Origin of the sequence: Halobacteriovorax marinus SJ (assembly GCF_000210915.2) — a bacterium.
In the GTDB taxonomy this organism is placed as follows: Bacteria; Bdellovibrionota; Bacteriovoracia; order Bacteriovoracales; family Bacteriovoracaceae; genus Halobacteriovorax; species Halobacteriovorax marinus.
Genome location: NC_016620.1, coordinates 2,610,869 through 2,637,510 on the forward strand (window position 1 = coordinate 2,610,869; position 26,642 = coordinate 2,637,510).

Annotated in this window: 23 protein-coding genes, 1 tRNA gene and 1 pseudogene; 11 read left to right on the top strand and 14 right to left on the bottom strand. The window is 36.5% G+C overall.

From position 1 onward, the window contains the following. The first annotated feature begins 1 nt into the window (after position 1). Entirely contained in the window at positions 2-445 is a 444-nt protein-coding gene (locus BMS_RS12440; RefSeq protein ID WP_014245174.1) for a 6-pyruvoyl trahydropterin synthase family protein, read from the top strand. Positions 446-451: 6 nt separating this feature from the next. Here BMS_RS12440 and BMS_RS12445 read toward each other — a convergent pair whose 3' ends face one another. Next, the gene (locus BMS_RS12445; protein ID WP_044557590.1) at positions 452-1,378 is read right to left on the bottom strand and encodes a MerR family transcriptional regulator; all 927 of its coding nucleotides are present in this window, start codon (positions 1,376-1,378) and stop codon (positions 452-454) included. A gap of 86 nt (positions 1,379-1,464) precedes the next feature. Here BMS_RS12445 and BMS_RS12450 point away from each other — a divergent pair, with 86 nt between their 5' ends. From BMS_RS12450 to BMS_RS12475, 6 genes are all read left to right on the top strand, one after another. Next, on the top strand, positions 1,465-2,838 hold the full coding sequence (locus tag BMS_RS12450; RefSeq protein ID WP_014245176.1) for a TIGR01777 family oxidoreductase: 1,374 nt from the start codon (positions 1,465-1,467) through the stop codon (positions 2,836-2,838). Between the two features lie 17 nt (positions 2,839-2,855). Further along, positions 2,856-3,386: a lipocalin family protein gene (locus BMS_RS12455; protein WP_014245177.1), complete on the top strand. Its 531-nt coding sequence runs from the start codon at positions 2,856-2,858 to the stop codon at positions 3,384-3,386. An 18-nt stretch (positions 3,387-3,404) separates the two neighbouring features. Next, positions 3,405-4,364 (top strand): YbgA family protein, encoded by a 960-nt coding sequence (locus BMS_RS12460; protein WP_014245178.1) that lies wholly within the window; start codon positions 3,405-3,407, stop codon positions 4,362-4,364. Continuing rightward, positions 4,361-5,665 carry a cryptochrome/photolyase family protein gene (locus BMS_RS12465; RefSeq protein WP_014245179.1) on the top strand — a complete coding sequence of 435 codons (1,305 nt, stop codon included), beginning with the start codon at positions 4,361-4,363 and terminating at the stop codon, positions 5,663-5,665. Before BMS_RS12460 ends, BMS_RS12465 begins: the two co-directional genes overlap by 4 nt. Continuing rightward, the gene (locus tag BMS_RS12470; RefSeq protein WP_014245180.1) at positions 5,666-6,292 is read left to right on the top strand and encodes a flavin reductase family protein; all 627 of its coding nucleotides are present in this window, start codon (positions 5,666-5,668) and stop codon (positions 6,290-6,292) included. Positions 6,293-6,429: 137 nt separating this feature from the next. Continuing rightward, positions 6,430-7,941 carry a S8/S53 family peptidase gene (locus tag BMS_RS12475; RefSeq protein WP_014245181.1) on the top strand — a complete coding sequence of 504 codons (1,512 nt, stop codon included), beginning with the start codon at positions 6,430-6,432 and terminating at the stop codon, positions 7,939-7,941. Between the two features lies 1 nt (position 7,942). Here BMS_RS12475 and BMS_RS17950 read toward each other — a convergent pair whose 3' ends face one another. From BMS_RS17950 to cysS, 5 genes and pseudogenes are all read right to left on the bottom strand, one after another. Next, the gene (locus BMS_RS17950; RefSeq protein WP_269448243.1) at positions 7,943-8,512 is read right to left on the bottom strand and encodes a bacteriohemerythrin; all 570 of its coding nucleotides are present in this window, start codon (positions 8,510-8,512) and stop codon (positions 7,943-7,945) included. Continuing rightward, positions 8,504-8,872: pseudogene (locus BMS_RS17850) on the bottom strand (methyl-accepting chemotaxis protein); the annotation flags it as partial. The gene BMS_RS17950 and the pseudogene BMS_RS17850, both read right to left, overlap by 9 nt. 12 nt (positions 8,873-8,884) lie before the next feature. Continuing rightward, a complete protein-coding gene (locus BMS_RS12485) occupies positions 8,885-9,448 on the bottom strand; it encodes a methyl-accepting chemotaxis protein (protein WP_044557592.1) in 564 nt (187 codons plus the stop codon). 73 nt (positions 9,449-9,521) lie between these two features. Next, positions 9,522-11,543, bottom strand: a complete 2,022-nt coding sequence (gene priA / locus BMS_RS12490; protein ID WP_014245182.1) for a replication restart helicase PriA — start codon at positions 11,541-11,543, stop codon at positions 9,522-9,524. Between the two features lie 6 nt (positions 11,544-11,549). Then, positions 11,550-13,013 (bottom strand): cysteine--tRNA ligase, encoded by a 1,464-nt coding sequence (gene cysS / locus BMS_RS12495; RefSeq protein ID WP_014245183.1) that lies wholly within the window; start codon positions 13,011-13,013, stop codon positions 11,550-11,552. Positions 13,014-13,114: 101 nt separating this feature from the next. On the opposite strand from cysS, the gene BMS_RS12500 reads away from it, so the two are divergent. Both BMS_RS12500 and cdd read left to right on the top strand, forming a co-directional pair. Continuing rightward, entirely contained in the window at positions 13,115-14,443 is a 1,329-nt protein-coding gene (locus BMS_RS12500; protein ID WP_014245184.1) for a dihydroorotase, read from the top strand. Continuing rightward, on the top strand, positions 14,443-14,847 hold the full coding sequence (cdd, locus tag BMS_RS12505; RefSeq protein ID WP_014245185.1) for a cytidine deaminase: 405 nt from the start codon (positions 14,443-14,445) through the stop codon (positions 14,845-14,847). The genes BMS_RS12500 and cdd overlap by 1 nt, the downstream gene beginning before the upstream one ends. Positions 14,848-14,854: 7 nt before the next feature. On the opposite strand, the gene BMS_RS12510 is transcribed toward cdd, so the two are convergent. After that, positions 14,855-15,070 carry a hypothetical protein gene (locus tag BMS_RS12510; RefSeq protein ID WP_014245186.1) on the bottom strand — a complete coding sequence of 72 codons (216 nt, stop codon included), beginning with the start codon at positions 15,068-15,070 and terminating at the stop codon, positions 14,855-14,857. Positions 15,071-15,322: 252 nt separating this feature from the next. Here BMS_RS12510 and folE2 point away from each other — a divergent pair, with 252 nt between their 5' ends. After that, on the top strand, positions 15,323-16,243 hold the full coding sequence (gene folE2 / locus BMS_RS12515; protein WP_014245187.1) for a GTP cyclohydrolase FolE2: 921 nt from the start codon (positions 15,323-15,325) through the stop codon (positions 16,241-16,243). A 46-nt stretch (positions 16,244-16,289) separates the two neighbouring features. Further along, the gene (locus tag BMS_RS12520) at positions 16,290-17,471 is read left to right on the top strand and encodes an endonuclease/exonuclease/phosphatase family protein (protein WP_044557593.1); all 1,182 of its coding nucleotides are present in this window, start codon (positions 16,290-16,292) and stop codon (positions 17,469-17,471) included. Positions 17,472-17,475: 4 nt separating this feature from the next. On the opposite strand, the gene BMS_RS12525 is transcribed toward BMS_RS12520, so the two are convergent. The 7 genes from BMS_RS12525 to BMS_RS12555 all read right to left on the bottom strand — a co-directional run bounded on the left by BMS_RS12525 (position 17,476) and on the right by BMS_RS12555 (position 26,570). Next, the gene (locus tag BMS_RS12525) at positions 17,476-18,885 is read right to left on the bottom strand and encodes a protein-glutamate methylesterase/protein-glutamine glutaminase (RefSeq protein ID WP_052590687.1); all 1,410 of its coding nucleotides are present in this window, start codon (positions 18,883-18,885) and stop codon (positions 17,476-17,478) included. 2 nt (positions 18,886-18,887) lie between these two features. Continuing rightward, positions 18,888-20,753 carry a CheR family methyltransferase gene (locus BMS_RS12530; protein WP_014245190.1) on the bottom strand — a complete coding sequence of 622 codons (1,866 nt, stop codon included), beginning with the start codon at positions 20,751-20,753 and terminating at the stop codon, positions 18,888-18,890. Between the two features lie 14 nt (positions 20,754-20,767). Further along, a complete protein-coding gene (locus BMS_RS12535; RefSeq protein WP_014245191.1) occupies positions 20,768-23,017 on the bottom strand; it encodes a methyl-accepting chemotaxis protein in 2,250 nt (749 codons plus the stop codon). Between the two features lie 28 nt (positions 23,018-23,045). Continuing rightward, the gene (locus BMS_RS12540) at positions 23,046-23,495 is read right to left on the bottom strand and encodes a cache domain-containing protein (RefSeq protein ID WP_014245192.1); all 450 of its coding nucleotides are present in this window, start codon (positions 23,493-23,495) and stop codon (positions 23,046-23,048) included. A 156-nt stretch (positions 23,496-23,651) separates the two neighbouring features. Beyond that, positions 23,652-24,158 carry a chemotaxis protein CheW gene (locus tag BMS_RS12545; RefSeq protein WP_044557594.1) on the bottom strand — a complete coding sequence of 169 codons (507 nt, stop codon included), beginning with the start codon at positions 24,156-24,158 and terminating at the stop codon, positions 23,652-23,654. Continuing rightward, complete coding sequence (locus tag BMS_RS17095; protein WP_014245194.1) at positions 24,158-26,296, bottom strand: chemotaxis protein CheA; 2,139 nt, start codon at positions 26,294-26,296, stop codon at positions 24,158-24,160. The genes BMS_RS12545 and BMS_RS17095 overlap by 1 nt, the downstream gene beginning before the upstream one ends. Before the next feature lie 199 nt (positions 26,297-26,495). Then, positions 26,496-26,570 (bottom strand) — tRNA-Val (locus tag BMS_RS12555). Positions 26,571-26,642: the final 72 nt, after the last annotated feature.

A 26,642-nucleotide genomic window follows, 5' to 3' on the forward strand; every position in this document is an offset into this window, starting at 1 on the left:
TATGAGTGATTTTATTTCAACAAAGCATTTTATTGGCTTTCCATGTACACACCGTCAGTGGAAAGCAGACTCTCACTGCAAATATGTTCACGGATACTCGAGATCATTTTACTTCGAATTTAAGTCTACAGAACTTACAAAAGAAGGATGGGTCGTTGACTTTGGTGGACTTAAAGAAATTAAGAAGTGGCTAGATTATATGTTTGACCATACTTTTCTAGCCTCATCAGATGATCCATTCCTTGAAACATTTAAACAACTAGATAAGGATGGTGTCATTCAATTGAGAGTTCTCCCGAATGCAGGAATGGAGGGAACAGCTCAATACGTTTACGATGAGGTAAACCCAATGATTAAGAAACTAACTCATAATAGGGCCTGGATCTCAAGACTAGAAGTCAGAGAGAATGAGAAGAACTCGGCAATTCTCATACCAAAAGATTAATTCAATTTAGAGATAAGAATTCAAAAAGAAGTTAGGGTTTAGCATTAAATTGTCAAAAGACTCAAAGTCTTTCACAACTCTAACTTCTTTAATATTTTTAAATTTTGGAAACTCTAACTCACTTCCGCCACCGAGTATCACAGTTATTTTAATATCGAGATACTTATCTAACTCTTTTAGATATGAAATCATACTCTTTCCATAATCCCACTTATCAGATGAGACAACTCCCATAACTATCGTCTCAATCTTTAGGGCATTCGTGGCCTCGCCTAAGCACTGAGCAGGGTGAGAAGCTCCAAGGTAGCTAGTTGAAACCCTATTGCTTCTACAGAGGATATCGGCAATTAGAATTGAGAGTTCATGTAAGTTACCATCAGGTGTCGCCAAAATGACCTTACTATCAGAGTCCGTAAAATTAGGAAGATTGATTTGTGCAATCTGATCTCTAATAAGAGTTGAGATGATATGCTCCTGTGTAACTGAGAAATCATCTCTGGCAACTTTCATTCCTATCTCTTGCATAACAGGTAAGACTACTTTAAAGATGAAATCCTTTGAGCTTGTGTTCAATCGCAAGTGTTGTAATTCGGCCAATACTCCATCGATTTTATAATCCTGTAAGTTTGCAAAGAGATTCTTTACGGAGGCACTCACAAAGTCCTCACACTCTACCACTATCTCCTTAGTGGACTGAACCATCTCTTTAAGCTCATCTAGCGTAAGCGGAGATAGCTTTGAAATAGACACACCTTTGGACAAGAGAGAGCCTATGAGTTTGGCCCTTTCCAAATCCAAGCGAGAGTAAACCCTTTGACCATTAGAGGCGCGGTCAGGGCTAAACACCTGATATCTTGTTTCCCAAGTCCTTATTGAGTGAACTTTTACACCACAGGCCTTTGATATTACTGATATTCCGATATTTTCTTTCATAATTACAACTTTCTTCACATTTTGGTTGATTATTTATTGTATAGTATAATACATAAACAAAAGCTAATCAACCAAGGAGATATATCTTGAAAATTCTTATTACTGGAGCCACAGGGCTTGTCGGAAAGAGATTACTTGAGAAGTTATTTTTAAGTGGGTTTGATGACGTTAGAATTTTAAGCACTAATAAGAATAGGGCCCAGAACTCTATCCCCTTTCCGGTTGAAGTCTTTGAGTGGTCACCGCTAGAAAATAAAATTTCAGATGCTGCTCTTGAAAATATAGATATCGTCTTTCACCTCGCAGGCGAAAGTGTTGCTGATGGAAGATGGAGTAAGCAAAGAAAAGAGAGAATTCTAAACTCAAGAGTTAATGGAACAAGACTCTTATTAGATAGTATCCAAAAATCAAATAGCACTCCACAAAAGTTCATCACTGCCTCGGCAGTAGGAATCTATGGACAAGATTTGAGTGATAAAGTTATCACTGAAGAGTCTCCACTAGATGATGATTTCTTAGCCGACGTGTGTAGAAGGTGGGAAAGCACTTTATTTGAACGAGATATTGAAGGTATGAAGGTTCACTCTCTAAGAACAGGTATCGTTCTTAGTAATCAAGGAGGAGCTCTACAAAAAATGCTCCCTCCCTTTAAAATGGGTGCAGGTGGAATACTTGGAAGTGGAAAGCAATACATGAGCTGGATACATATTGATGACCTCGTTGATGCATATATATTTCTAATGAAGAATGACTGCAAAGAGAAGGCCTATAATGGCGTCTCACCTACACCTCTAACAAATTATAATTTTACTAAAGTACTTGGTGCGGCCCTAAAGAGACCAACTATTTTTCCAGTGCCTGCCTTTGTATTAAAAAGTATTTTTGGTGAAATGTCAGATATTCTTCTGAAAGGACAAAGAGTTATACCAAAAGCATTAGAGGCAGAGGGCTTTGAGTTTAAATATGAGAAACTAGGTGACGCCCTAGATGACATACTCAAATATGAAGTGAGCGGAGAAGTTCTCTTTAAAAGATACCAGTGGGTCGAATCATCAAAAGATAAAGTTTTTGATTTCTTTAAAGAGGCCAAGAATCTAGAAAAAATAACTCCAGAATACCTAAACTTCAAAATACTTCATATGAATACAGATAATATTCAAGCAGGCTCACTAATTGATTACAAGTTACAAGTTCACGGCATCCCAATGAAGTGGAAGACTAAAATAAGTGAATATGAAGAAGGTAAATACTTTATAGATGAGCAGCTTAAGGGGCCATACTCAAAATGGGTACATAGACATGAGTTTATTCCTCACAAAAATGGAACGCTTATTTCAGACAAGGTAGTTTACAAGATCCCACTAGGAATACTTGGTAAATTAGCTGCAGGATGGTTCGTTAAAAAAGATGTAAACAATATTTTCAACTATCGAAATAAAGCAATTAATAATTTTATTTAATTTATGGAGAATGAAGAATGAAGACACTTCTTATCACGCTACTGTTAGTTTCATGTTCTACCTCAAGCGCAAGACACCTCCCACTAGATACAGTGAATTATGTGGATTTAAGCAAGTACCTTGGAAAATGGTATGAAATTGCAAGGTATGAACAGAAATTCCAAAAAGATTGTACAGCCGTTACGGCAAATTATAGCCTAAAAGAGAATGGAGAAATTGAAGTTATCAACTCATGTCGAAAGTTCACTCCAACAGGAGAACTTAAAACAGCGAAGGCTCGAGCATGGATCACAGACGATGAAACAAATGCAAAACTGAAAGTTCAGTTCTTTTTAAGAAGTATTCGTATACCTTTATTTGCAGGTGATTACTGGATACTAGAGTTAGATGATGATTATCAATATGCAATTATAGGAGACCCTTCAAGGAAATATCTTTGGTTTTTAAGTAGAACCGAGAAAATAGATAGTGATCTTTATGAATATCTAATCAAGCGAGCTGAAGAAATGAGCTTTGATACGAGTAAGCTCATAAAGACAATACACTAATCTTTAAAAAGGATTATTATGGAAGCGAACCAAAAGCCTAAAATTGCAATTAGCTCATGTCTACTTGGCAACTTGGTACGATATGATAAGAACCATTGCAAGGATAATTGGATTGTAAACGAACTCTCAAAATACGTTGAACTAGTCCCTATTTGTCCAGAAATGAGAATGGGACTAGGTGTCCCAAGAGAGGAAATACATCTCTATCATAGACCTGGAGAAAAAGATAAGGTTAGACTAAAAAAGAAATTTGATGGACAAGACCTAACAAGGTTGGCTGAAGAAACCTACGCAATGATGAACGAAGATATTCGAGAAGTTGAATATGATGGAATGATACTTACTAAGAAGTCACCATCCTGTGGAATTGATAGAGTTAAAACGATTGAAGAAGGTAGGCCTGATAAAGTTACTTGGTCAACAGGTCTATTCGCTAAAAATATTTTAGAAAATTTTCCAAGCCTTCCTATTATTGATAGCGGCAGACTTTTAAATAAAGATTTAAGAGAAAACTTTCTAAAGTCAGTCTTCGCTCATTTTAGATTTAAACAAGTTGAAAAAAATCTTTCAAGCTTCCAAGACTTTCATAAAAGATATAAGTATATTCTAATGGATCATTCTCCTAGTTCTTTAAAATCACTTGGGCAGATTGTTGCAAATGCATCCCTAGAAACAATTGATAGAGACTTCAATAAGTACTACAAGTTATTTTTTAAAACAATGAGTACGCCTTCGACTTCTCAAAAGAGATGCAACACTCTTCAACACTTCATGGGTTATTTCAAAAAGCATATTGATACAGATGAGAAAAGAGAAATACTTATACTTTTAGAAGATCTTAGAAAGGATATTATTAAATACTCCGTAATCTTAAAGTACTTTGATCTACTTACTAAGAAGTATAAAGTTAACTACTTAGATATTCAGTACTACTTCTCCCCCTACCCTAAGGAATTAAAACTTTTAAAGGATATATGAAAAAGAATAAAGATAAAGTTAGTATTTTTTGGTTTAGAAGAGATCTGAGAGTTGAGGACAATATAGGCTTATATCATGCCCTGAATAGTTCTTTTCCAGTACTTCCAATATTTATATTCGATAAGAATATTTTAAATAAGCTAGAAAGAGATGATTCGAGAGTAAGCTTTATTCACGAATGCCTTCAAAACCTTAGCGAAAAGTTTAGAAAATATGATGGAGACCTACTCACTTTCTACAATTCCCCCAAAAATGCTTGGAAAGAAATTTTTGAATCCTTTGATGTTCAAGAAGTCTATACAAATGAAGACTATGAACCCTACGCTCTAAGTAGAGATAAGTCCATTGAAGACTATTTAACAAGGAAAGGTATAAAGTTTCAATCCTACAAGGATCAGTGTATTTTTTCAAAATTTGATATTCTAAAAAAAGATGGAACTCCCTATACGGTATATACACCCTATAAGAATAAGTGGCTTGAAACCTTGCAGCCAAGTGATCTAGCAAGTATCAAATCAGAAAAGAACCTAAGTAAAATATATAAATTTAAATCAGAAATTCATTCTCTAATGAGTCTTGGTTTTACAAAGAGTCATATCTCTTTTCCTAAAAGAATTATTAAAAAGAAAATAATAACGAATTATCACGAAACCAGAGATCTTCCATCTATAAACGGAACATCTTTACTAGGCGTACACTTGAGATTTGGGACTATTGGTCCAAGAAAGCTTGCTTCAATTGCCTATCATACAAATAAAACGTGGTTAAATGAACTAATCTGGAGAGAATTCTTTTCTCAAATACTCTTTCACTTCCCACATGTAGTGAACGCTCCTTTTAGAGAGAAGTATGAATCTATAGAGTGGAGAAATAACAAGGAAGAATTCAAACTATGGTGTGAAGGCAGAACAGGATTTCCCTTAGTAGATGCTGGAATGAGAGAGCTTAATCAAACGGGTCATATGCACAATCGAGTAAGAATGTTAGTGGCAAGTTTTCTAGTTAAAGACTTGCTCATTGACTGGAGATGGGGAGAGAAGTACTTTGCAAAAAAACTTCTCGATTTCGATTTGGCCTCAAATAATGGTAATTGGCAATGGGCTGCTGGAACGGGATGTGATGCTGCCCCCTACTTTAGAATTTTTAATCCAACAACTCAGATAAAGAAATTTGACCCTGACTTAATATACGTAAAAAAGTGGGTACCTGAATATGGAAGCGATAATTACACTGAAGAGATAGTTGACCATAAAGAAGCTTACCATAGAGCAATATTCACATATAACAAGGCCCTTAAATAAATGAAAGATACTGGACTAATAAATATAACTGAAGAGGATTTTATAAATTATGAAGAGAGAAAAAGAGCGCGCCTTATAAATTCATTGTCAGGATTTAAATCTGCAAACCTCTTGGGCACTATCTCTTCAGATAAGAAAACAAATCTAAGTATTGTCAGCTCTACTTTTCACCTAGGTGCTTCCCCTGCTTTAATGGGGATAATAATTAGACCCGATATTTCCCCGAGACATACACTAGAAAATATTAGATCAGAGAAATTCTTTACTTTAAATCATGTTAATGAACATATCTATAAGAAGGCCCATCAAACAAGCGCTAGATATCCTAGAGAAACGTCAGAGTTTGATTCATGTAACTTAACAGAAGAATATCTAGAAGAATTCCACGCCCCTTTTGTTAAGGAATCAAATATAAAAGTGGCCTTAAAGCTCATCAGAGAAATTAAAATTGAAGAAAATGGGACACACTTTTTGATTTCAAGCGTGAAAAGTATTTGGGCACCAAAGTCAGCTCTTAGTGAGGATGGTCATATCAATATTGAAAATGCCGGGAGTATTTGTGTAAGTGGCCTAGATAGCTACCACTCAACATCTATCATTGAAAGACTCCCCTATGCCAAACCCTAGGTGACTGGAATTACATTCTTAACAATTGGAGGGCCGTATACTTCAAAGACAGCTCTTGTAGAAATTTCAATACGACCTAAACCTATCAAGAATGATGTTAAAAATTAAGGACTTATATTATTTACCGGAGTCCTTAATTGATAAAACTTTTAATACCAGCACTCATTCTATCCTCAGTCGTCCAAGCAAGTGAGTGCAAACTTGTTGATAATAACTCAATTGAGCCCAATACTATTCTAGGAAAGAAGTTAAGTGTATTTTGGAGCAATGAATACACTGGAGCAGATCTAGTAAAAAAAGAACTTCGAACTATTAACTGGAAGAAGCGAGTAAAGGTCTCTGTCTACGATAGTGGTTTTGAAAAAGATTTTATAAATCTAAATGAAGATACTCTCGTAGAAGCAAGTTATATGAGAAGAAATAGACGTCTTACTGCTCATCACGGAACAAGTGTTACGAATATAATTAATGGCAATGAAAGCTACGGTGTTAGTGAGCTCGTTGATTACCTTGGTCTAAGGAATGTTAAATTCGCCTCAACTTATAACCAAGAGTTTAGACGCTATGAAGAATTGGATACGTATCCAAAGATAATCTCAAACTCCTATGGATGGAGCAATACTAAGTCTATTCAAGAACTCTCATTCAAGGCAAAAGAGAGAGATATTCTCTGGTTCTTGGCCGCAGGGAATGATCACCCTAATAAAATATCAAATATAGAACAAGACTCTGGTGCCATTCTCATAGGCTCTTACGCCCCTAGTGGCCTACAGTCCTCATTTTCACAAGTATCGAATAAAGTCGTGACTCTTGCTGGAGGAGATGACTATCAAGCATCAATTGATGGGAAGGGAGTACATACTAATTTTGGAGGTACTAGTGGAGCGACACCTTTAGTTGCGGCTAGCATTGCAAATATAGCTGCCCTCATACCAAATATAACCTATGAACAAGTTGTAGAACTCATTAGAGCAACAAATCTAACGAGCTTTGAACAAAATAATCGACTACAATTCAAGCCTGGTTTATTTAATGCTTATAAAGCATTTCATGTTGCTAAGAAAATAGCTAAGAAATGTCATTATCATATTGATTCTAACGATACACTCTGTGTAACAAGTGAACTTAAGAATAGAGAAAATTTTAACTTTGCCCACCTTATTGATGAAGCACCTTTGGCCACAACAATTCTTTCTAAAGATTTAAGCTGTGAGAATAGAAAGCAAGATTTAGAGATCCTAAGAGGTCACGCTCTTTTAATAGATTCACCAATTCTTTGGGAAAGATTAGAGTCCGTTTACACTAATCTCTCTTATACAAAGAATGCTGAATTTTACGGGAACCTCAAAACGAGATTTGAACTCACTAGAATACAGATTAGACAGATGGAAATTGCAGCGATTAACGCATTAAAAGAAGAGAAGTTCTTTGAATCCTATTTTAGATACCAAGGTTTTTATACAGAGAAGTACCAGCTTGAATTAGTTGAGTTACTTATTGGTGAAAATAATTACAGCAAGTACTGGATCGCTCACTACTTATCTGAAATGAAAAAATCTCTTACAGAAGATGTTATAAGTAAACTTAAGTCCTCACTTGAAGATCGCTCAAGTGAGGTTAAAGAATATATTAGAAAGATTTTAGAATAGATTATGCCGCTCTATGATGGTGAGACTCTCCGTACTCACCTGCATACTTAGTATCCACTCCCATAATATGACTGATAAGCCAATTCTTTAAGAAGGCCACAAGTTTTTGCTTATCAACACTTCCATTTTTAATATCTACTTCATGACTTCTTAATACACCAAGTAGATTATCATGAATTTTCTTATGAGCATCGTACTCACTGTAGCTAAAGCTTCTCATAAACTCTTCTTCATGAGTGAAATGCTCTACTGTGTAGTCACACATATCATTAAATCTTTCGAGCGTATCTTTACAGCCATCAGTATTTAGACTTTCTACTAGAAGGTTAATTTTCTCTACTAGAATTTGATGCTCATTATCCATATCATCAACATGAATAAGGTAAGAGTCATTCCACTCAAATAGCTCAGCGTCAGTATTTGTAGATCTTGGTCTACCTGTAGTAGAGAGAACAATACTATCGACGATTTCATCTAGTCTTTCAGATTCTTTGGAAACACTATAAGCAACTTGCTTAGACTGACCAACAACCAGATTAATTTTCTGATTAACTTGATTAAGTAAATTCACTGCACTAGTAATTTCCTCTACCCCTTGTCTCTGTTCACTAGAGGCAGAAGCAATTTCATAAACAGACTTATTCACTTCATCGATACACTTTGATATTTCATCTAGTGAATCTGCGCAAAGATTAACCGCCTCTTCTCCCTGAGAAATACTATTCACACTATCAGATGAAATTCTCTCCACAGCGTGCTGACTCTCTTCAACAATACTGTCTACTCTAGTCGTACTCTCCTCTAGCATAGAGGATATTTCATCTGCTGCGCTTCCACTTAAGTTAGCGAGGTTTCCAATTTCCTCTGCTACAACAGAGAACCCTTTCCCATGCTCACCAGCTCTTGCCGCTTCTACCGAAGCATTAAACGAGAGAAGCTTTGTTTAAAAGACGATATCGTTAATAACTTTTGTTTTAGCATTAATCTCTTTTATCACATTACTGATTTCTAAAATCTTATTATTTGACTCCGAAATATAATTTGAAAAAGTAATATTACCTTCTTTCATTTTGGAAAAACTTGATCTGAGATTTAATACGGCTTCTTTTCCTTTTCCCGCTGCACTTACACACTCTCTTGAAAGCTCCGTAGAATTCTCACAATTCGCAGAACTTCTCTGCGCCATAGCATTGATCTCATCAAGAGCTGTTGCTGTCTCATGTAAAGACTCTGATTGCTCAAGAGAGCCCTCTTCTAACTCTCTATTGGTATTTAAAATTTGATCCGATGTTCCCAGAATAACTCTATTAGACTTTTCTAGATCCTTTAGGATTTCTTCAATAAATGTAATTGTTCTTCCCTTACTATAGAGCAGATAGAGTAATGAGAAATTAAACCCAACCACAATGGTTGCCCAAATGACCTTCGAGAATTCTAAATAAAATCCTACTCCAGCAAGTGTAGCACTCACAATTCCTAGTCCTACTAATATCAAATTACTTCTCATATCTAACTCCTTACATAGAATCATAACGGAGTTAAGTTATTGGAAGTGAGTTAATTTTTGGTTAAGAAAAACTTCAGTAAATCTGATATGGATCAACATCAATCTTATAACTTATTGAATTTGATCGGTTATAGGAGCGTTCAAAAAAACTTAATACCTTATGAAGATGATTAATATCATGTGATTTGAGAGCAATATACCACGTATATTGGTTAAGTCTCTTTTCTATCATGGCCGGAGATGGGCCAAGAATATCCACCTCTAAATGGTTTTTAGCGATGACATCTTTTAAGGTTGCAGCAACAGAGACGACATTATCGGCCAATTTACTTCTAAATCTTGAGTTAAAGTAGATGGCCGCCATCTTTGCAAAAGGAGGAAATTTAGAAATCTCTCTAATCATAAGCTCATCTTCATAGAACTCAGAGAATGAGTGATCTTTTATATAATCAAAGACTTTATTTCCTGGGGTTAGAGTTTGAATAAGAACCTTGGCATCAGGGGAATATCTTCCAGCGCGACCATTGATCTGAGTAATTAACTGATATGCTTTTTCTATGGCCCTAAAGTCAGGGAAGTTCATAATAGAATCAACACCTAGAACAAGCACTAAATTTACTTTTTCAAAGTTATGGCCTTTAGAGAGCATCTGAGTTCCAACAAAGACATCAATTTCTTTATTGTGAAATCTTGTTAACTTATCCTCTAGTTGCTTTACATTCTTTATTTCATCTCGGTCAAATCTCTCAATATTGTAACCTTCTAAATGCTTTTGAAGTACCTCTTGGATCTTCTCCGTTCCAAAGCCTTGCTGTAATAAACTCATATTCCCACATTCGGGACAAACATCTGGAGTAGGAATCTCGTAATCACTATGGGCACTTTTTAGAATATTTTTACCCTTAAAATAGCGAAGAGGAGTATTTGTATTTGGGTCTTCGAATTTAAATCCACAACTTCGACATTGTAGATAATTTGCAAAGCCTAAGCGGTTCACAAAGACGAGAACTTGCTCCCCTTTTGCTAGCTTATCTTTTATTGCTAATAAAGACTTTGAATGAATAGGCCAAAGCTCATTCTCTTTAAAGCTTCCTCTGTTAAGTCTCTTCTCCTCCCTACAATCAATCAACTCAACTTCAGGGAATCCACCTGCGGCCCTCTTTTTTAGTGAGAAATAATTCTCACTCTTACTACTATAGCTGTGATAATTTTCTACTGTTGGAGTTGCCGAGCCAAGGACCACTGGTGCATTTGCAAGCTGGGCCTTTTTAATCGCCACATCTCTTCCATTGTATGGACAACGATCACTCTGCTTAAAAGATTGATCATGCTCTTCATCGACAATAACTAAACCTAAGTCTTCAATTGGTAGAAAAACGGAACTTCTCACCCCCATAACAAGTACAGGAGATTTATTTTCCTTTAACTCTTTCCATATGGCATTCTTTTCAGAGTCTCCCACTCCACTGTGGTAGGGAAAGACTTTACAACTTAAATACTTAGCAAATGTTTGAGTGAATTGAGGTGTTAAATTTATTTCAGGTAAGAGAAAGAGAACGGACTTTCCGCTCTCTAAGACTTTCTTCATTAACTTTAAGTAAATAGATGTTTTTCCAGAACCTGTTACACCATGAATATAGAAGCGCTCAAAGCCACCGCTTACATTACTGTAAATACTTTCAAAGCTTAGGCTCTGCTCAGGATTTAACTCATGAGGAAGTTCTTCACCAAGGCCTTCAACAAACTCTACTGCTCGCGGCCTTTTTAAAATCTTAGGCATACATTCAATAATAGTCATGCCTAAATTATAGTGATAATAGCGAGACATCCACTCATAGAGCTTTAGCTCATTCTCACTAAGACTAAAGAGCTCATTTTCCTTAGAACTCACCGGCTTTAATTTATATTTTTCTAATTCTTCTTTGACTGAATCTTGGCCAAGGCCAGTTGCCACAACACAACCAGCAGCTTTTCTTCTACCAAGAGGGACTTCTACTAAGTCCCCTCTTTTGACTTCAAAATCAGTAGGGCATTCATAGGTTAAAATACCCTCTGGACCTGGATACTTAACTGCGACTTTGCAATAAGTTTTCACCGACTCTTATACCTTAACATTCCACTTTACTCCCTCTGGAGTATCGCTAAAGTCAATTCCCATAGCGTGAAGAGCATCTCTCGCCTCATCGGCTTTATCCCAATCTTTATTTTCTCTGGCCTCTTCTCTCATTTTCACTAACTCAAGAATTTTTTCTCTATCTAAGTTTTTCTCTTTGATCATAATGTCATCAATAGAACTTAGAAATTGAACTGGCTCCTCTTGAAAGAGTGCCATCATTTGTCCGTATCTTTGAATCCAATCTTTAAAGGCCTTGGCTGTTGTCCATGAATTTACATCTTTCTTTTTCTTTAAAAGATTTAAACCGTTAAATGTTCTAACAACTTCAAATATTGTTGCCACAACTTCAGCCGTACTGAAGTCATCATCTAGAGATTTTTTAATCTTTGCATCAGAGTTTGTTAACGTTGTTTGGAAATTCTTATTTACCTTTCCCGATTCACTTTTTTCAAATGTATCTAAGATCGTATCCACAGTGGCCAATGTTTCGTAGACTCTTCTAAGTCCTGATATCACTTGATGAATTTTCTCATCTGTTACATTGAAGTTACTTCTGTAATGAGCAGAGAGCATAAGAAACTTTAATACTTCTGGATGATATTGATCCATAAAGGCCCTACCAGTAATAACATTACCTAGAGACTTAGACATCTTCTCATCTTTTAGATTAATAAACTCATTGTGCATCCAATAGTTACAATACTTAGTGCAATTACATCCTTCACCTTGAGCAATTTCATTTTCGTGGTGTGGGAAAATTAAATCTATTCCCCCACCATGAATATCAATTGTTTCTCCGAGTATTGCTTTTATCATTGCTGAACACTCAATATGCCAGCCAGGTCTTCCCTCTCCCCAAGGAGATGTCCAATGTGGCTCACCTTCTTTAGATGGTTTCCAAAGAACGAAGTCATATGGATTTCTCTTTCTTGAATCAACTTCAACTCTTTGACCCGCATTGAGTTCATCTAAGTTCTTCTTAGATAATTTTCCGTAATCAGTGTAATTATCTATAGCGTAGAAAACCTCACCATCAATTTCATAGGCCTTATCATTCTTAATTAGAGTTTCAACATAATTAATAATCTCATCCATAAACTCTGTTACTTTTGGATTGTGAGTATGTTTTTTCAGTCCAAGACGATTGAAATCTTTTTCAAACTCTGCAATATATTTCTCAGAGATAACGATTGGCTCAACACCTTCGTCATTCGCTCTTTTAATAATTTTATCGTCAACATCTGTATAGTTGTAAACGAAAGTCACGTCGTATCCACTAAGCTCTAACCAATTGCGAACTAAGTTGAAAGTAATAGCACCTCTAAAGTTTCCAATGTGAAGAAGATCGTAAACAGTTGGACCGCATAGATAGAGCTTAACCTTGCCCTCAACTAATGGTTTAAATTCTTCCTTTGACCTACTCAGCGTGTTATAAATTTTCAATGACATCTAATACTCCGTTTCCTTCTTTTTTAGCACAGCGTTTTCTATTTTCAAAAGTCCAATGTACTATAAAGCATAAATTTTAAACGATTAAGGACCTAAGAACTATGGAAAAATTTGATCTAATTATTAAAGGTGGGACTTGTATCCTAGAATCTGGCCCAAAGAAGAGAGATTTAGCCGTTAAAGACGGTAAGATTCATGTCTTAGACAAAAGTGAAGACCTTAGCGCGACTAAAATTATTGATGCAAATGGAAAGCATATCTTTCCGGGATTAATTGACACTCAGGTTCATTTCAGAGAGCCTGGCCTCACTCACAAAGAAGATCTCGCCTCAGGCTCTCTAGCAGCGGTACTTGGAGGCGTTACAACATATCTAGAAATGCCCAACACTACTCCACCAACAACAACTAAAGAAGCTATTCTTGAGAAGATTTCTCTAGCAAAGAGTAAGTCTTTGGCCAACTTTGGTTTCTATATGGGCGGAACAGCGGAGAATCTTGAAGAGCTCAAGAAGGCCAAAGATATTGAAGGCTGTTGTGGTATAAAAATTTTTCTTGGCAGTTCAACAGGAAATCTTCTTCTCTATAAAAGGGATAAGCTTGAAGAAATTTTTAAAAATACTACAGGTATCATTGCCCTACACTCTGAGAATGAAGAAATGCTCGTGCAAAGAAAAAGTGTTAGAGATAATGCAACATCAGCTCATGAACACGCCAACTGGAGAAACGTAGAGACGGCGCTCACTTCTACAAAGAGAGTTATTGAAATAGCTAAGGAGTGTAAGAGAAAAGTGCACGTATTACACATTACCTCTAAAGACGAGATCGACTTTCTCGCAGAAAATAAAGAACACTGTACAGTAGAAGTTACTCCTCAACATCTCACTTTATCTTCGCCCGAGTGCTACGATAAGCTTGGTACATACGCGCAAATGAACCCTCCCATTAGAACTGCAGATCACACTGCTGGTCTTTGGGGAGCATTAAAAAAAGGAGTGGTTGACGTTATCGGCTCTGACCACGCTCCTCATACTAAAGAAGAAAAGGACCAAGGCTACCCGAACTCACCTAGTGGAATGCCTGGAGTGCAAACCATATTCCCTATCCTTCTTCACCATGTAGAAATGGGAAATCTCACGATTCTAGAAGTTGCAAAGTACTTATGCTTCAATCCAGCGAAGCTCTATGGTTTAAATAAAGGTCACCTTGAAGAGGGCTTTGATGCTGACATAACAATTGTTGACATGAATAAAACTGTCGAAATAAAAAATGAAGATATGGCCTCAAAATGTGGCTGGACACCTTTTAATGGATATACATATAAAGGCGAGATCAATTACACTATTGTAGGTGGAAATATAGTTGTGGATCATGGACAAGTCTCTAAAGAGAAGTTTGGAAAGCCCATCTCTATTAATCAAAGGAAGTTTTAATGAATCAAGAAATAGAAAAAGCTTATAAAGTTGCACTAGCAGCAAGAGAAAACGCTCATGCTCCCTACTCTAAATTTCTGGTCGGATCGGCAATCAAAGTCAAAGGACACGACGAAATCTTTCCAGGATGTAATGTAGAAAACGCCAGCTATGGTGCAACTATCTGTGCCGAGAGAAACTCACTCATAGGAGCAGTAGCAAGACTTGGAAAAATAGAAGTTGAGTATGTTGTTGTGGCCTGTGATACTAAGCCAGTAACAGTTCCTTGTGCCCTATGTCTTCAGGTTCTAAGCGAGTTTGCAAAGCCTGAAACCCCTATTCATCTCGGGGATCTAGAGTCAGTAAAAAAGACGGTTCTCTTTGGAGACCTCTTACCTATGCCATTTAATACATTAGATTGTTAAAAAGAGATTAATTCATAGAGTGTATTGTTTTGCGACTTCCAAAGTCGCACTCAATACACTGGGCCGATTCTTCCATTAAGAGCGTCGTGCAATCTGCCCAATGAGTGATGATGAGTTTCTTGCCACAATCTGGACAGTCTTCCATTGTCTTTGTCACCTCATCAACATCGCCGTGATATTTTTCTAGATGTTCAAATTCAAAATTTCTCTGTCTGGCACTCATTAAACTTCCTCATTGCTGTAACCTTTAATCTATCGGTGCCGACTCCCAAATACTGAGATCTTTTCACTGGAGTAAATCACTTAAAATACTGGAAGAAATCAGTAAAAAATATAGGTTTTAACCCCTATAACCGACCGTTTTCAGGGGACTTTGGAAATGTCTAATCTTTTGCCGGACATAATTTGATATAATTTGCTAAAGCGTCAAAAAATAGGTAGTTTTTTGACCTAATTAACAAGTAAGGGAAATAAGATGGATTTACACACTTTAAGAAGTAACCATTCAGATATTATGGACTGCGAAATCAAAGATTCGACAGGTCTAAATGACTTTCAAAAACTATCAAATGAGTTTGGTGTCGCTATCCCTAAAGTTGGGATAGAGAGATTTAGAATCCCACTCAAGTTTAAGCATGAAGATGGCTCGATCATGAGCCACGACTGTGAAGCCTCAATGTTTGTCTATTGTGACGCTCATAAAAACGGTGTGAATATGAGTCGCTTCTGCGCCATTCTACAAGAAGAGTCGGAAATGGCAGCAGTAGACAATAACTTCTTTAAAAAGGTTCTAAGACGCTATAGAGCGGACCTCAGAGACGCTTCTACTGAAGACCTTATTCCTGAGTCTTTTTTAAAACTAAACTTTAAATATCCAGTAAAGCAGAAGTCTCTAAAGTCTGATAACTGGGGTTGGCAATATTACAACTGCTCCCTTGAAGGTAAGGAAAATAGAGACGGTAAAGTTATTATGAGTATGACAGTTAATTTTGAGTACTCATCAACTTGTCCTTGCTCCCTCTCAATGGCAAAGCAATATGAAAAAGGTTATGCTGAGGGAGAGATCACAGAAGGAAATGGAATAGCAACGGCTCATAGCCAGCGCTCAAACGCCACTGTAACAATAGACTACGATCTTGAAAGCCCTATTTCACTCCTACGTCTTATTGAATTACTACGTGTGGCACTTCCGACAGAGACTCAGAGTTTAGTAAAGAGATTAGATGAACAAGCTTTTGCAATTTTAAATGGAGAAAATCCTATGTTTGTAGAGCACTCTTCTAGAAGAATTAGTGCTGTATTAAATGCTGAGGAATCTATTCTAGATTGGAGGGCCAAGGTTGAGCACTTTGAATCTCTCCATAGTCACAACGCGGTTGCGTATATCTCAAAATAAATGATAAAAAGGTCTCTAACTGAGACCTTTTTTTTTGGGAATTTTTATGAAGTTTATTACTTTAATCGCACTTCTTCTCCTCACTTCTTGTATTAAGGAAAAGAACCAAATCAACCTACTCCACTATAATATAAAAGAACTAGACTCACTTAAGCTAAGATCTAAAGAAGACTCTCAGATTAATGCAGTAAAAGAAGTAATTCAAAATTTCAGTTTCGATATTCTCTCTATTAATGAAATGCAATACGACCTTCCAATGGTTCCAGTAAAAGGACTGGAGACGACGGGACAGAATATAAATATCCTTGCAAAGAGACTGGGCTTAGAAAACTTCAGCGGAGTTTTCTATCCTGCAAATACAGGGATGAAGGCCAAGAGAGATGAAAGTGGTAACTATGCTACAAACTTCAAATCTACCGATACTAGAAAGCTGGCAGACCCAGAGGACTTTGGAATTTTTCCAGGACAATATTCAAGTGGAGCCTTAATTAAGAATAACCTTAAAATTATAAGCTCAAAGAATATACAAAATCTAACATGGAAAGAGTTCAACCCTGCAATAGATTTAACAAAGTTTAGTGACAATAATGGTAACCCACTAAGTGAGAGAGTGAAATTATTTGATAAGAACCTTACTGATATCTTAGTTGAAAAAGATGGGTTTCAATTTCATATTATCATCCTTCACACAGTACCTGCCTTTCACTTTGGCAATAAGAAGAGCCCTAACTACCAGAGAAATGCAGATCAATTAAAATTTCTTGAATGGTATCTCACGAGACAAACAAGCTTGAATATTCCAGGTATTGAAATAGAGCCTCTGGCAGAAAATACTCCATTTGTAGCCCTTGGGGATTGGAATACTGAGCTCTCAAATACAAGTAATCCAGGAAGTGAAGTTCTAAGAAGTTTAAGCAAGAAGGTTCAACTCTACCCAACTGATCCGAAACTTATTACAAATGAATCCCCTTCTTTTGCACCAAAGAGGCTACAACTTCAACTTGATTATATAGCAGTGAGTGAGCACTTTAAAATCTTGGACGCCGGAGTCTATAGACCAGAAGAAATGAGAAAAGATCTTGGGTGTGAGAATATTGTTAAAAAAGATTCTATAAGAAGTTATAAAGAAAATGAAAAATCTTGTTACGCTGAGTTTAGTGAAGATTTTTTGAGAGCGAAAGAGGCATCAGATCACTTCCCAGTATGGGCAAAGCTAGAGGTTAAGTAATACTCTAGCTCGCTTGCTTTCTTTTAAAGCTCTGTGAGAACTCTACCATTTTTTCTGCGATATTCTCTTTGTGGACGACTTCAGTTGCACCACCAAGAGCAATTGCTTCCTTAGGCATACCAAAGACAACACAACTCTCTTCACTTTGAGCAATTGTAAGAGCACCTAAGTCCTTAAGCTTTCTAATACCCTTAGCTCCGTCTTTTCCCATTCCTGTTAGAATGACAGCAATTAGGTTTTCTTTAGAGGCAGCATTTTCAAAGGATTGAAACATATAGTCTACAGATGGCTTAAATCGATTTACTGGGGCATCATCGGTAATCTGGATAATCTTCTTTCCACTTCTCTCTTTGATCTTCATTTGTTGTCCACCAGGGGCAATATAGACATGATTACTTTCAACCACATCTCCATCTATCGCCTCAGAGACAGTAAAAGGACAAAGCCCATTTAATCTATCCGCAAAGGCCTTTGAAAAAACGGCCGGAATATGCTGAACAATTAGGACAGGTGGAATATCACTTGGAAGTCCACATAGTATATCCTTTAGAGCTGTAGTTCCACCTGTAGAGGAGCCAATAACAATAGTGCAGTCTTTATTAAAAACATTATTTGAACGATTAATTATACTAGAAGAGCTACGCCTATTTGTTTTAAATTTAGAAGCCTCAATAACCTTATCTATCATCAAAGGGCCAACTACAGAGAGCTCCTCTATTTTAGGCTTTTGAATATAGTCAAAGGCACCACTTTCGAGTGCTTCGAGTACGAGAGGACCTTCTTCAATACTAATAGAAGTGATCATTATTGTAGGTATTTTATACTTTGGATAAATCGTCTTTAATAGATCGACACCGTTCATCTCCGGCATATGAATATCTAAGGTGATCACATCTGGCTTATGCTCTTTAATAAGTGCTTCTACTTCGCTTGGCTTTTCAGCTGTGGCGACAATATTTATTCTTTCAGATTTAGATAGAACTTTTGTAAGAAGATTTCGAATAGTTTTTGAGTCATCAACGATAAGAACATTGATTACTTTATTATCATCTTTCTTAGCTTCTTCCTTACTTACCCTTAACTTACCTTCATTAGGATAGAAGACAACTTCAAACTTATCATCTCTTTGTACATACTTCTGATCCTTAAAGGTAAGCTCCTCAACTTCACTTTTAACTTCCCTCAGAAAGCTTGAGCTACCAACTACTTTGAGTGTCATCATACTCTTTATAGTATTGAGTTCTTTTTCAGCATCTTTTAAGAATTGGGAGAACTTCCCTTTCTTAAAATCAAGGTTACTAAGAAGAGTTCCACAAGACTTCCCATTATTTGCTTCTACACAAATAAAACACTCGAAGCTAACCTTCAAATAGTATTCATTTTGAGTTTTTGAAGTAAAGAATTTATTGTCCACAATTACTTCCTACTCAAATACTCTGACGACATATAGGCAAAGCTTGTTACAGGCACAACATCTGTTGCGGCTTCACTTAAGCTTGAATTAACTCCGATATCTTCTAAGAGAAGTTGAGCATTCCCCCAATTAAGAATTTGCTCCCCTCCATGCTTAGAACATTGGCCAAAAACCATCACTGAAGTTTTTGCATCTTGATGGTGCTGATGTGCCTGATCAAATACTTTCTTAAAGTCTGCTAAGTAAACTTTCCCCGGCTCGAACTTTGAACTTATCTGATCAACGACCTCAATAGGATACTTAATTTTATCACTCATATCTTCTTTTAGAGCTTCAAGTAAATTATCCTGCCCCTCAAAGAGCATTAAAGTCGCAGGCTGTGGTCCATGAAGTTCATGGAAGAACTTAACAACCTTCTTTTGATCCGAGATCGACGAAACCACAATTCTAAACTTATCTTCTGGTCTATCAATAGTGACTTCTTTTTCAAACTCTTTATCAATAGAGCTAATATGTTGTTTCGTTAAGCTTCTATCAATATAAGAGACACGTGCCTTTGTTCTAATTTCCTCACCACGCTCTAGTAAATTATTTAGAGCTGGCTTTTCAATAAAGTCTGATGCCCCTGCTCTTAAACATCTCATGGCTGCATCAGAGTCTTCTCTAGATGCAGAAGAGATCACAACAACAGGAGGATGTGACTCATCATAGTATGTCTCAAGATAAGTTACACCATCCATTTCCGGCATATGAATATCTAAAGTCACAACATCAACCTTGCCATTCAGATCTTTAAGCTGATTGCGAGCATCAATACCGTTAGAAGCTGTTCCAACGACTTCAAATTGATCTTCTGCAAAGACTTTCTTTAATAGAGTTAAAATACTCGAAGAGTCATCAATACAGAAAACTCTCAACTTATCTGGTACAGATGTAACAGACTTAATAAGCTCAGGAGCTGGAGTGATAGTAGGTCTAATATCACTTACAGTCATTGCTGGAGTAACTTCTTCTACAACTTTATGTCCATAAACAGATGGTCCACAATTTCTTAAATCTAACTTCAAAGCACTCAAAGACTCTGAGATACCTGAATATAGGAAGCCATCTGTGTAGAGATGATCTAAAAAATTCTTTGTAATTTCAAAAATTTGCTCTGTTTTAAAATAAATAAATACATTTCGACAGAAGATAATATCAAACTTCTCTCTTCTCATTTCTTTTTGAAAAGTTAAAAGATTATAAACCTTGAATTCACATGAATCAGAAATACTCTTCTTGGCCTTAACAAAATCTGAAATATCCCCAGTCCCTCTGGCCCAGTGGCTTCCTAGATAATTCATAGGGACAGATTTAATCTCTCTTCTATGATAAACTCCGTTCTCTGCAATTCGTACAGACTCAGGGTCAATATCACTTCCTAAGATTTTAAATTTCATTGTTGGGTCAATCTTAGGTAGATAAAAATTCATAAACATTGAAAGTGAGTACACTTCTTGTCCACGACTACAGGCAGCTGACCAAATCTTAATTGTATTATCTCCCCTAGCTCTTATTTTTTTTACAAGCTCAGGTAGATTTGCCTTTAAATGTTCAAAGTGAGTAAATTCTCTAAAAAAGAATGTATGGTGTGTAGTTAACAAAGAAACGAGTACTCCAGACTCTTTTTCTCTATGCTTATCAATATAGCTGACATATTCAGCAGCCGTTCTAAGACCCAACTCACTCATTCTCTTCTTGATTCGAGTCTGAACCATTAAAGCCTGCTTTTCTCCAAGAACATTACCGGAGATTCTAGCAACAATAGTACTTACTTTCTCAACGAGAAAATCATATGAATCTTCTTCTACTTTCTTTGCAACGCTCATGTTCTATCCCTTCTTTAGATATCTTCAAAACGACTATCGTCACGACTAGGTAAGTCCTGAGTTAATTTAACATCATTTTTTTCATATTCAGTTGAAGTGTCTTTAACTTCGTCTTCACCACTCTCTGACTCATCGGTATTTTCCACTGGTGATGTTAAAGATTTATCATGAACTTCTTCATTTTTTTCTGCTAATTTTTCCTGCTTCTGAACTTCTTGTTTATCAATTTTCTCAACTTCTTTGCCAATTCCTCCTGAGACTAAAATACTCAAGCTATCAGCTACACTTGCAAGCTTATTTGCCTGAGAATTAAGTCCCTCAGAGGACTCCAGAGCTTCTGTAGATATGAGTGTCGTCTGATGTGTCATCTCATCTAACTGACTCATGGCCTTAGAGACTTCATTGATTCCTATGGCCTGTTCATTCGATGCATTTGTAATCTCAGATACCTTATCGTTAACCTCAAGTACATTAACTAATATTTGATCTAGAACCTGTTCACATTCGTTTGCAGTCTTAGTTCCAATATCTACTTTCTCTTTTCCCACACTTGAGAGAGCAGATAACTTTGATTTTGAATCAGCAACGATGGCCTCAACTTTCTTAACACTCTCCCCTAGCATTTCACTAATCTCAGTTGCAGCGCTACCACTGGCAGTAGCAAGAGAGCCCACTTCTTCAGCAACGACAGCAAAGCCCTTACCATGTTCACCAGCTCTTGCCGCCTCAACTGAAGCATTAAATGAAAGTAACTTTGTTTGAAAGACAATATCGTTAATAATATCTGTCTTACTACCAATTTCATTTATGACATCAATTATTTCGTTCATCTTGTGACTTATATTATCCATCTCACTGACGATATCAGAGTTTGAATTATTAATTTCCCCCATCGCCGCAATCATATTAGTTACAGATTGTTTACCTGATTCGGCCACAACCTTTGACTCTCCAGACTTCTTACTTGAGAGTTCAACATTTTCTAAATTTCTACTAACCATAGAAGATAACTCATCAAGAGTAGAGACAGTCTCTTGAATAGCCGACGCTATTTTTGTAGAACCATCACTTAGATCTACAGAGTTGGACTTCATCTTATCAGCATTACTACTTACTTCATGTGTGACATCACTTAATATTTTATTAGCATCAACAATTGGCTTTACAAGTAGCTTCGTTACATATGCGCCGATGAGAATAATAATAAAAAGAGCAACGACTGATGAGATTGTAACAAAAATCATCATTGATCTTACAGGAGCGAACATTTCACTAGTTTGTATTTCAGCAATAAGACCCCAAGTTCTCCCGAACATGGAAATACTTGAATAGTAACTTAGAACTTCTTCCCCATTGGGGTCTACAATAAAATGTGTTCCCGTTTTCTTTGCGACTGCAGCGTCAATTGATGGTGAATGAACTTCCGCTTTATTTTTAAATGAATTTACAGTATTGAATTTCTCTTTATTTACAAAGAAGTCAGTACGAAGAAGATTGTCATCCCCGACAAGATAAACTTGTCCCGTTTCTCCCATACCAACTCTACTCGATACAATAGAATTTAGTTCACTTATATTAACCTGGGAGATTACGACTCCCATATTATCACCCTTACTTATTCCTTCTGACAGATGATCAAATTCAGCAAGTTGTCTTATACAATAGAAAGCCACCACAGAATTAGTAATTTGATTATATTCATAGCCACTAAAGTGAAGTCCAGCTTTTTCATCATCTAGAGCCTTTTGAAAACATTTTGCAAGAGAAGACTTACTATAGGCTCCATTAGTTAAGCTTCTTCCGAGTAAATTTGCTTTTGGGTCTTCTTTAGAAGACATAATAACTTGTCCATCTAATGATACGAGCAGGATATTCTCCAATGAGTAATCACTCACTAACTCGAGGGCCCTCTCTCCGTATATTTTATGAACAGACTTATACTGATCTGTATTAATATTTTGATCTTCACCAGGGAAGAGACTCGCACCATAGAATGCACTTTCATAAGCTAAGAATAAACCTTCAATCAAGCGATTTTGCCCTAGTCTTTCCGAAAAAGTCTTTGTTTGTTTTTCAAAATGGGAGAGGCGATTTTTCATCATCTCTCCCATACTTGAAAATTGATTTATTGATTGTGCTTGAAGAGCATTTTTAGATTTAAAATAGGAAATGCTAGCAACGATAGTAATACAAACAAATGCCACCGTTACAATGGTCAAAAGTAGTTTAAACTGAAAACTTGATTTCTTTTTAGATATACTCACTCTATATATTCCCTATATAAGTTTAAATTTATTTCCAAACACCTGCACCAGCAATCCATCCCAGATCACCACCACATACTTTTACGTAAGAAACTTTTGGTGTTGCTTTTTCTGCTCCAGGCTTTGCCCAAACATAGTCAACCCATCCACCAGCAGCTGCTGACTTGGCCATCTTATCAAACTCTACAAAGAGAGCTTTTCCATTTTCATCTTTATTGGCCTTTAGAGACTTCCCATTAAGTCTTCTCTTAATTGGGTGAAGAACCATCTTCACGTCCTTATCTTGAATCCAAACATAATTAGATCCACAAAATCTATACTTTCCAATCTCAGCTAATGCACCTTTTCCTTTAGAGGCAATAAGACCACACATTTTCTCAACAGACTCTTTTGCCTGTTCCTTTGTACAATCAGCAGCTGAAACATTAATAAACGAAAGACCTAGAACGCTGGCCACGAGCATTTTTTTAACATTCATATATTCTCCTTTTATATTAAGTAGTTCGGGATATTTTCCCTCAAAATGAATGAAAAATTATTAAAGATTTATAAATTAAAGATTTCTTAAGGTAAAAAAAAGGCCATCTGTACTAGATGGCCCGTAAATTATTATAAATCGAATTATATTCCTATGTTACGCTGCTCTCTTGGCCATAGCGTTCACATCTTTAATGTCTAAAACTTTAGCAACATTAAGTAGAACTGTGAGTGAGTCCTCTTTTCTATAGACTCCATAGATATATTCTGCATTCACTTGAGTTTCAATCTCTGGAACTTCATTGATATCTTTTAGAGTAAATGCAAGAACCTTATTAATAGAATCGACAACGATCCCAAGGTTCATTCCATCAAGATCGACAATGATAACACTCTCTTCAGAATTGTTTTCTTTTGCCTTTATCTTTAACTTAGTTCTCATATCAACGACAGAGATAACTTGCCCTCTAAGGTTCATAATACCTAGAAAGTGGCTTGGAGCTTTTGGAATAGGTGTTGTCTCAGGTACAGAGATAACCTCTCTTACAGATAGAAGAGGTATCGCATACTCTTCATCTCCCAAACTAAACTCTAAGAATCTTTGTAGTTCTGAGTTTTCTTCATCTACAATTGATAAGTTTTGATTCATTTTTTCTTCGTTCATTAGGCTACCCTTCCCATTAAGTCTTCTTTTATACTTGAGTTCTTTTTCATTTTTCCGCTATAGAGTTCATTTAAATCAAGAATAAATGATGGCTTACCATCTCCTAAGATGGAGCTTCCCATAAATCCTTTATTATTTTTAATTTCATTTCCTAAGTTTTTAATTACAACTTGCTGTTGATGTAAAATATCATCAACAAGTACTGCGAAAGGATGTTCAGCAGCTTGAATGATAATAGCAATCTTATCTAGAGAACTTCCCTCATCCATTTTTACAGATAGAGTATTTCCAATATTAAAGAGTGGAAGTATTTGTCCTCTTAGATTTAAGCACTCACCCCAACCTGTGACTTTACTTACCATTTCCTTTGTTGGCTTTAACGACTCATGTACCTGTGATAGAGGAAGGATAAACTTATCCCCACCTGCTCTAATCACCATACCTTCAATAATTGCCATAGTGAGTGGAAGAACAACTTTAAACACACTTCCTTTTCCAAGCTCTGTTTTTACTCTAACTTCTCCAGAGAGTTTTTCAATATTAGTTTTTACAACATCCATTCCAACTCCACGGCCAGAAACTTCTGTTACCTCTTCTTTCGTCGAGAAACCAGGATGGAAAATATATTGAATCATATCTTCATCAGAGATTTGTTGATTTTCTCTGATAAGCCCTTTCTCAAGCGCTTTCTTTCTGATGACATTTGCAGGAATTCCCTTACCATCATCTGTTATCTCAATAACAAGGTTATTACCTTCGTGATAGGCACTAATTCCAACATTTCCAAATTCACTCTTACCTGAAGCTATTCGTTCCTCAGTACTTTCTAATCCATGGTCAACTGCATTTCGAACAATATGAACTAAAGGATCAGCAAGATGCTCTAGAACTGTTTTATCAATTTCAGTTTCCTCTCCGCTTAATTTTAATTTAACTTTCTTATCGAGAGTCTTAGAAGTGTCTCTTACAATTCTATTCATCTTTTGCAGAGTAGACTTAACAGGAACCATTCTAAGTGACATTGAGATTTCTTGAATCTCTTTAGAAAGCTTTCCTAATTGTGAAATAGATTTATTCATTAATTGATCTTGAGCCGCACTAAAGCGCCCCTGATCTAAAACTGTTTGAAGAATTACTAATTCTCCTACAACGTTATTTAATTTTTCAACTCTAGAAAGTGAGACTCTAATACTTTCATCTTCAGAAACTTTCTTTACTGCAGCAGCTTTCTTTGCGGCAAGTGGAGCAACGTTTTCAGGTGTTGTTGTTGACTTCTCTATTGGAGTTACCGACGGAGTATCATCTTTTGCATTATTAAACTTAAGGCCATCAGTAACGTTCGAGCTCTTTTCAAGGTCTGCAATAACACTTGAGTCACAAGTTCCTAATTCTTTAAGCGCCTCTAGAGCGGCAGCTGAAATTTCTGTTTCTTCCTCTACAGGCTCATCCTTTGCAACAACTGGGTCAGACTTTCCTTCGAGTTCCGCGATAATTGAGTCATCGCAATTTCCTAACTCTTTTAAAGCTTCTAGAGCGGCCGCAGATACTTCTGGCTCATTAGAGCTTGCCTCTTCACCAGAGCTCTCCATAATTGCATCATCTAAGATATCGTCGATCTCCTCATCACTTTCCCAATTATCATCATTGGCAATGAGCTCTTCAGATGGAACTTCAGGCTCAGGCTCTACTACCTCGTCCGCAACTTCTTCACTCATAGATGCAGACTCTCCACCTAGAGCACTTTGAATATTAGCAACGATCTGGGCACTATCAAAGTCGGCCTCCATATCGTCTTTTAGTGTATGAATCATATGTGTTATGTGGTCATTACATTCGAGTAGAAGAGAAACAATCCCATCAGTAACTTCTAGCTCGCCAGTCTTTAGCTTTAAGATTAAATTCTCCATCTCGTGAGTGAACTCTGCTACGTTACCAAAGCCAACTGCACGGGAAGTCCCCTTTAAGTTGTGGGCAAGCCTAAAGATCTGATCCAAGATCTCTGTACTTTCTTTGTCATTTTCCAGCGCTAGAAAAGATTGCTCTGTGTCTTCCAATAACTGTAAAGACTCGTCGAGGAAATCTTCTTTTAATTCTCTTTCAAAATCATCCATCTCATAACCTATCTTTGTGAACTTCAATGTTCCAATTCAAGTACTTTTCGACATTTTAAACTTTAAGTTTAAATGAAATTCGAGCATTAAGAATAAATTAAGGTCTATGTACTTTCAGTAAGTTGGATAAGGAAAAGAGGGTAAAAGTGAGTTATTTAGAGGAATTTTATTGGTCTATAAACAAAAAAACCCTTCACTAGGAAGGGTTTTTTTATATTTAAAAATCTGGTGGGCGTGGCAGGGATTGAACCTGCGACATCTGCCTTGTAAGGGCAGCGCTCTCCCACTGAGCTACACGCCCAGATCTGTTTGATTTGATTCGTGGGCTAGAATATATATCTGCACCATTATTGTCAATTTCTTTTTTATTATT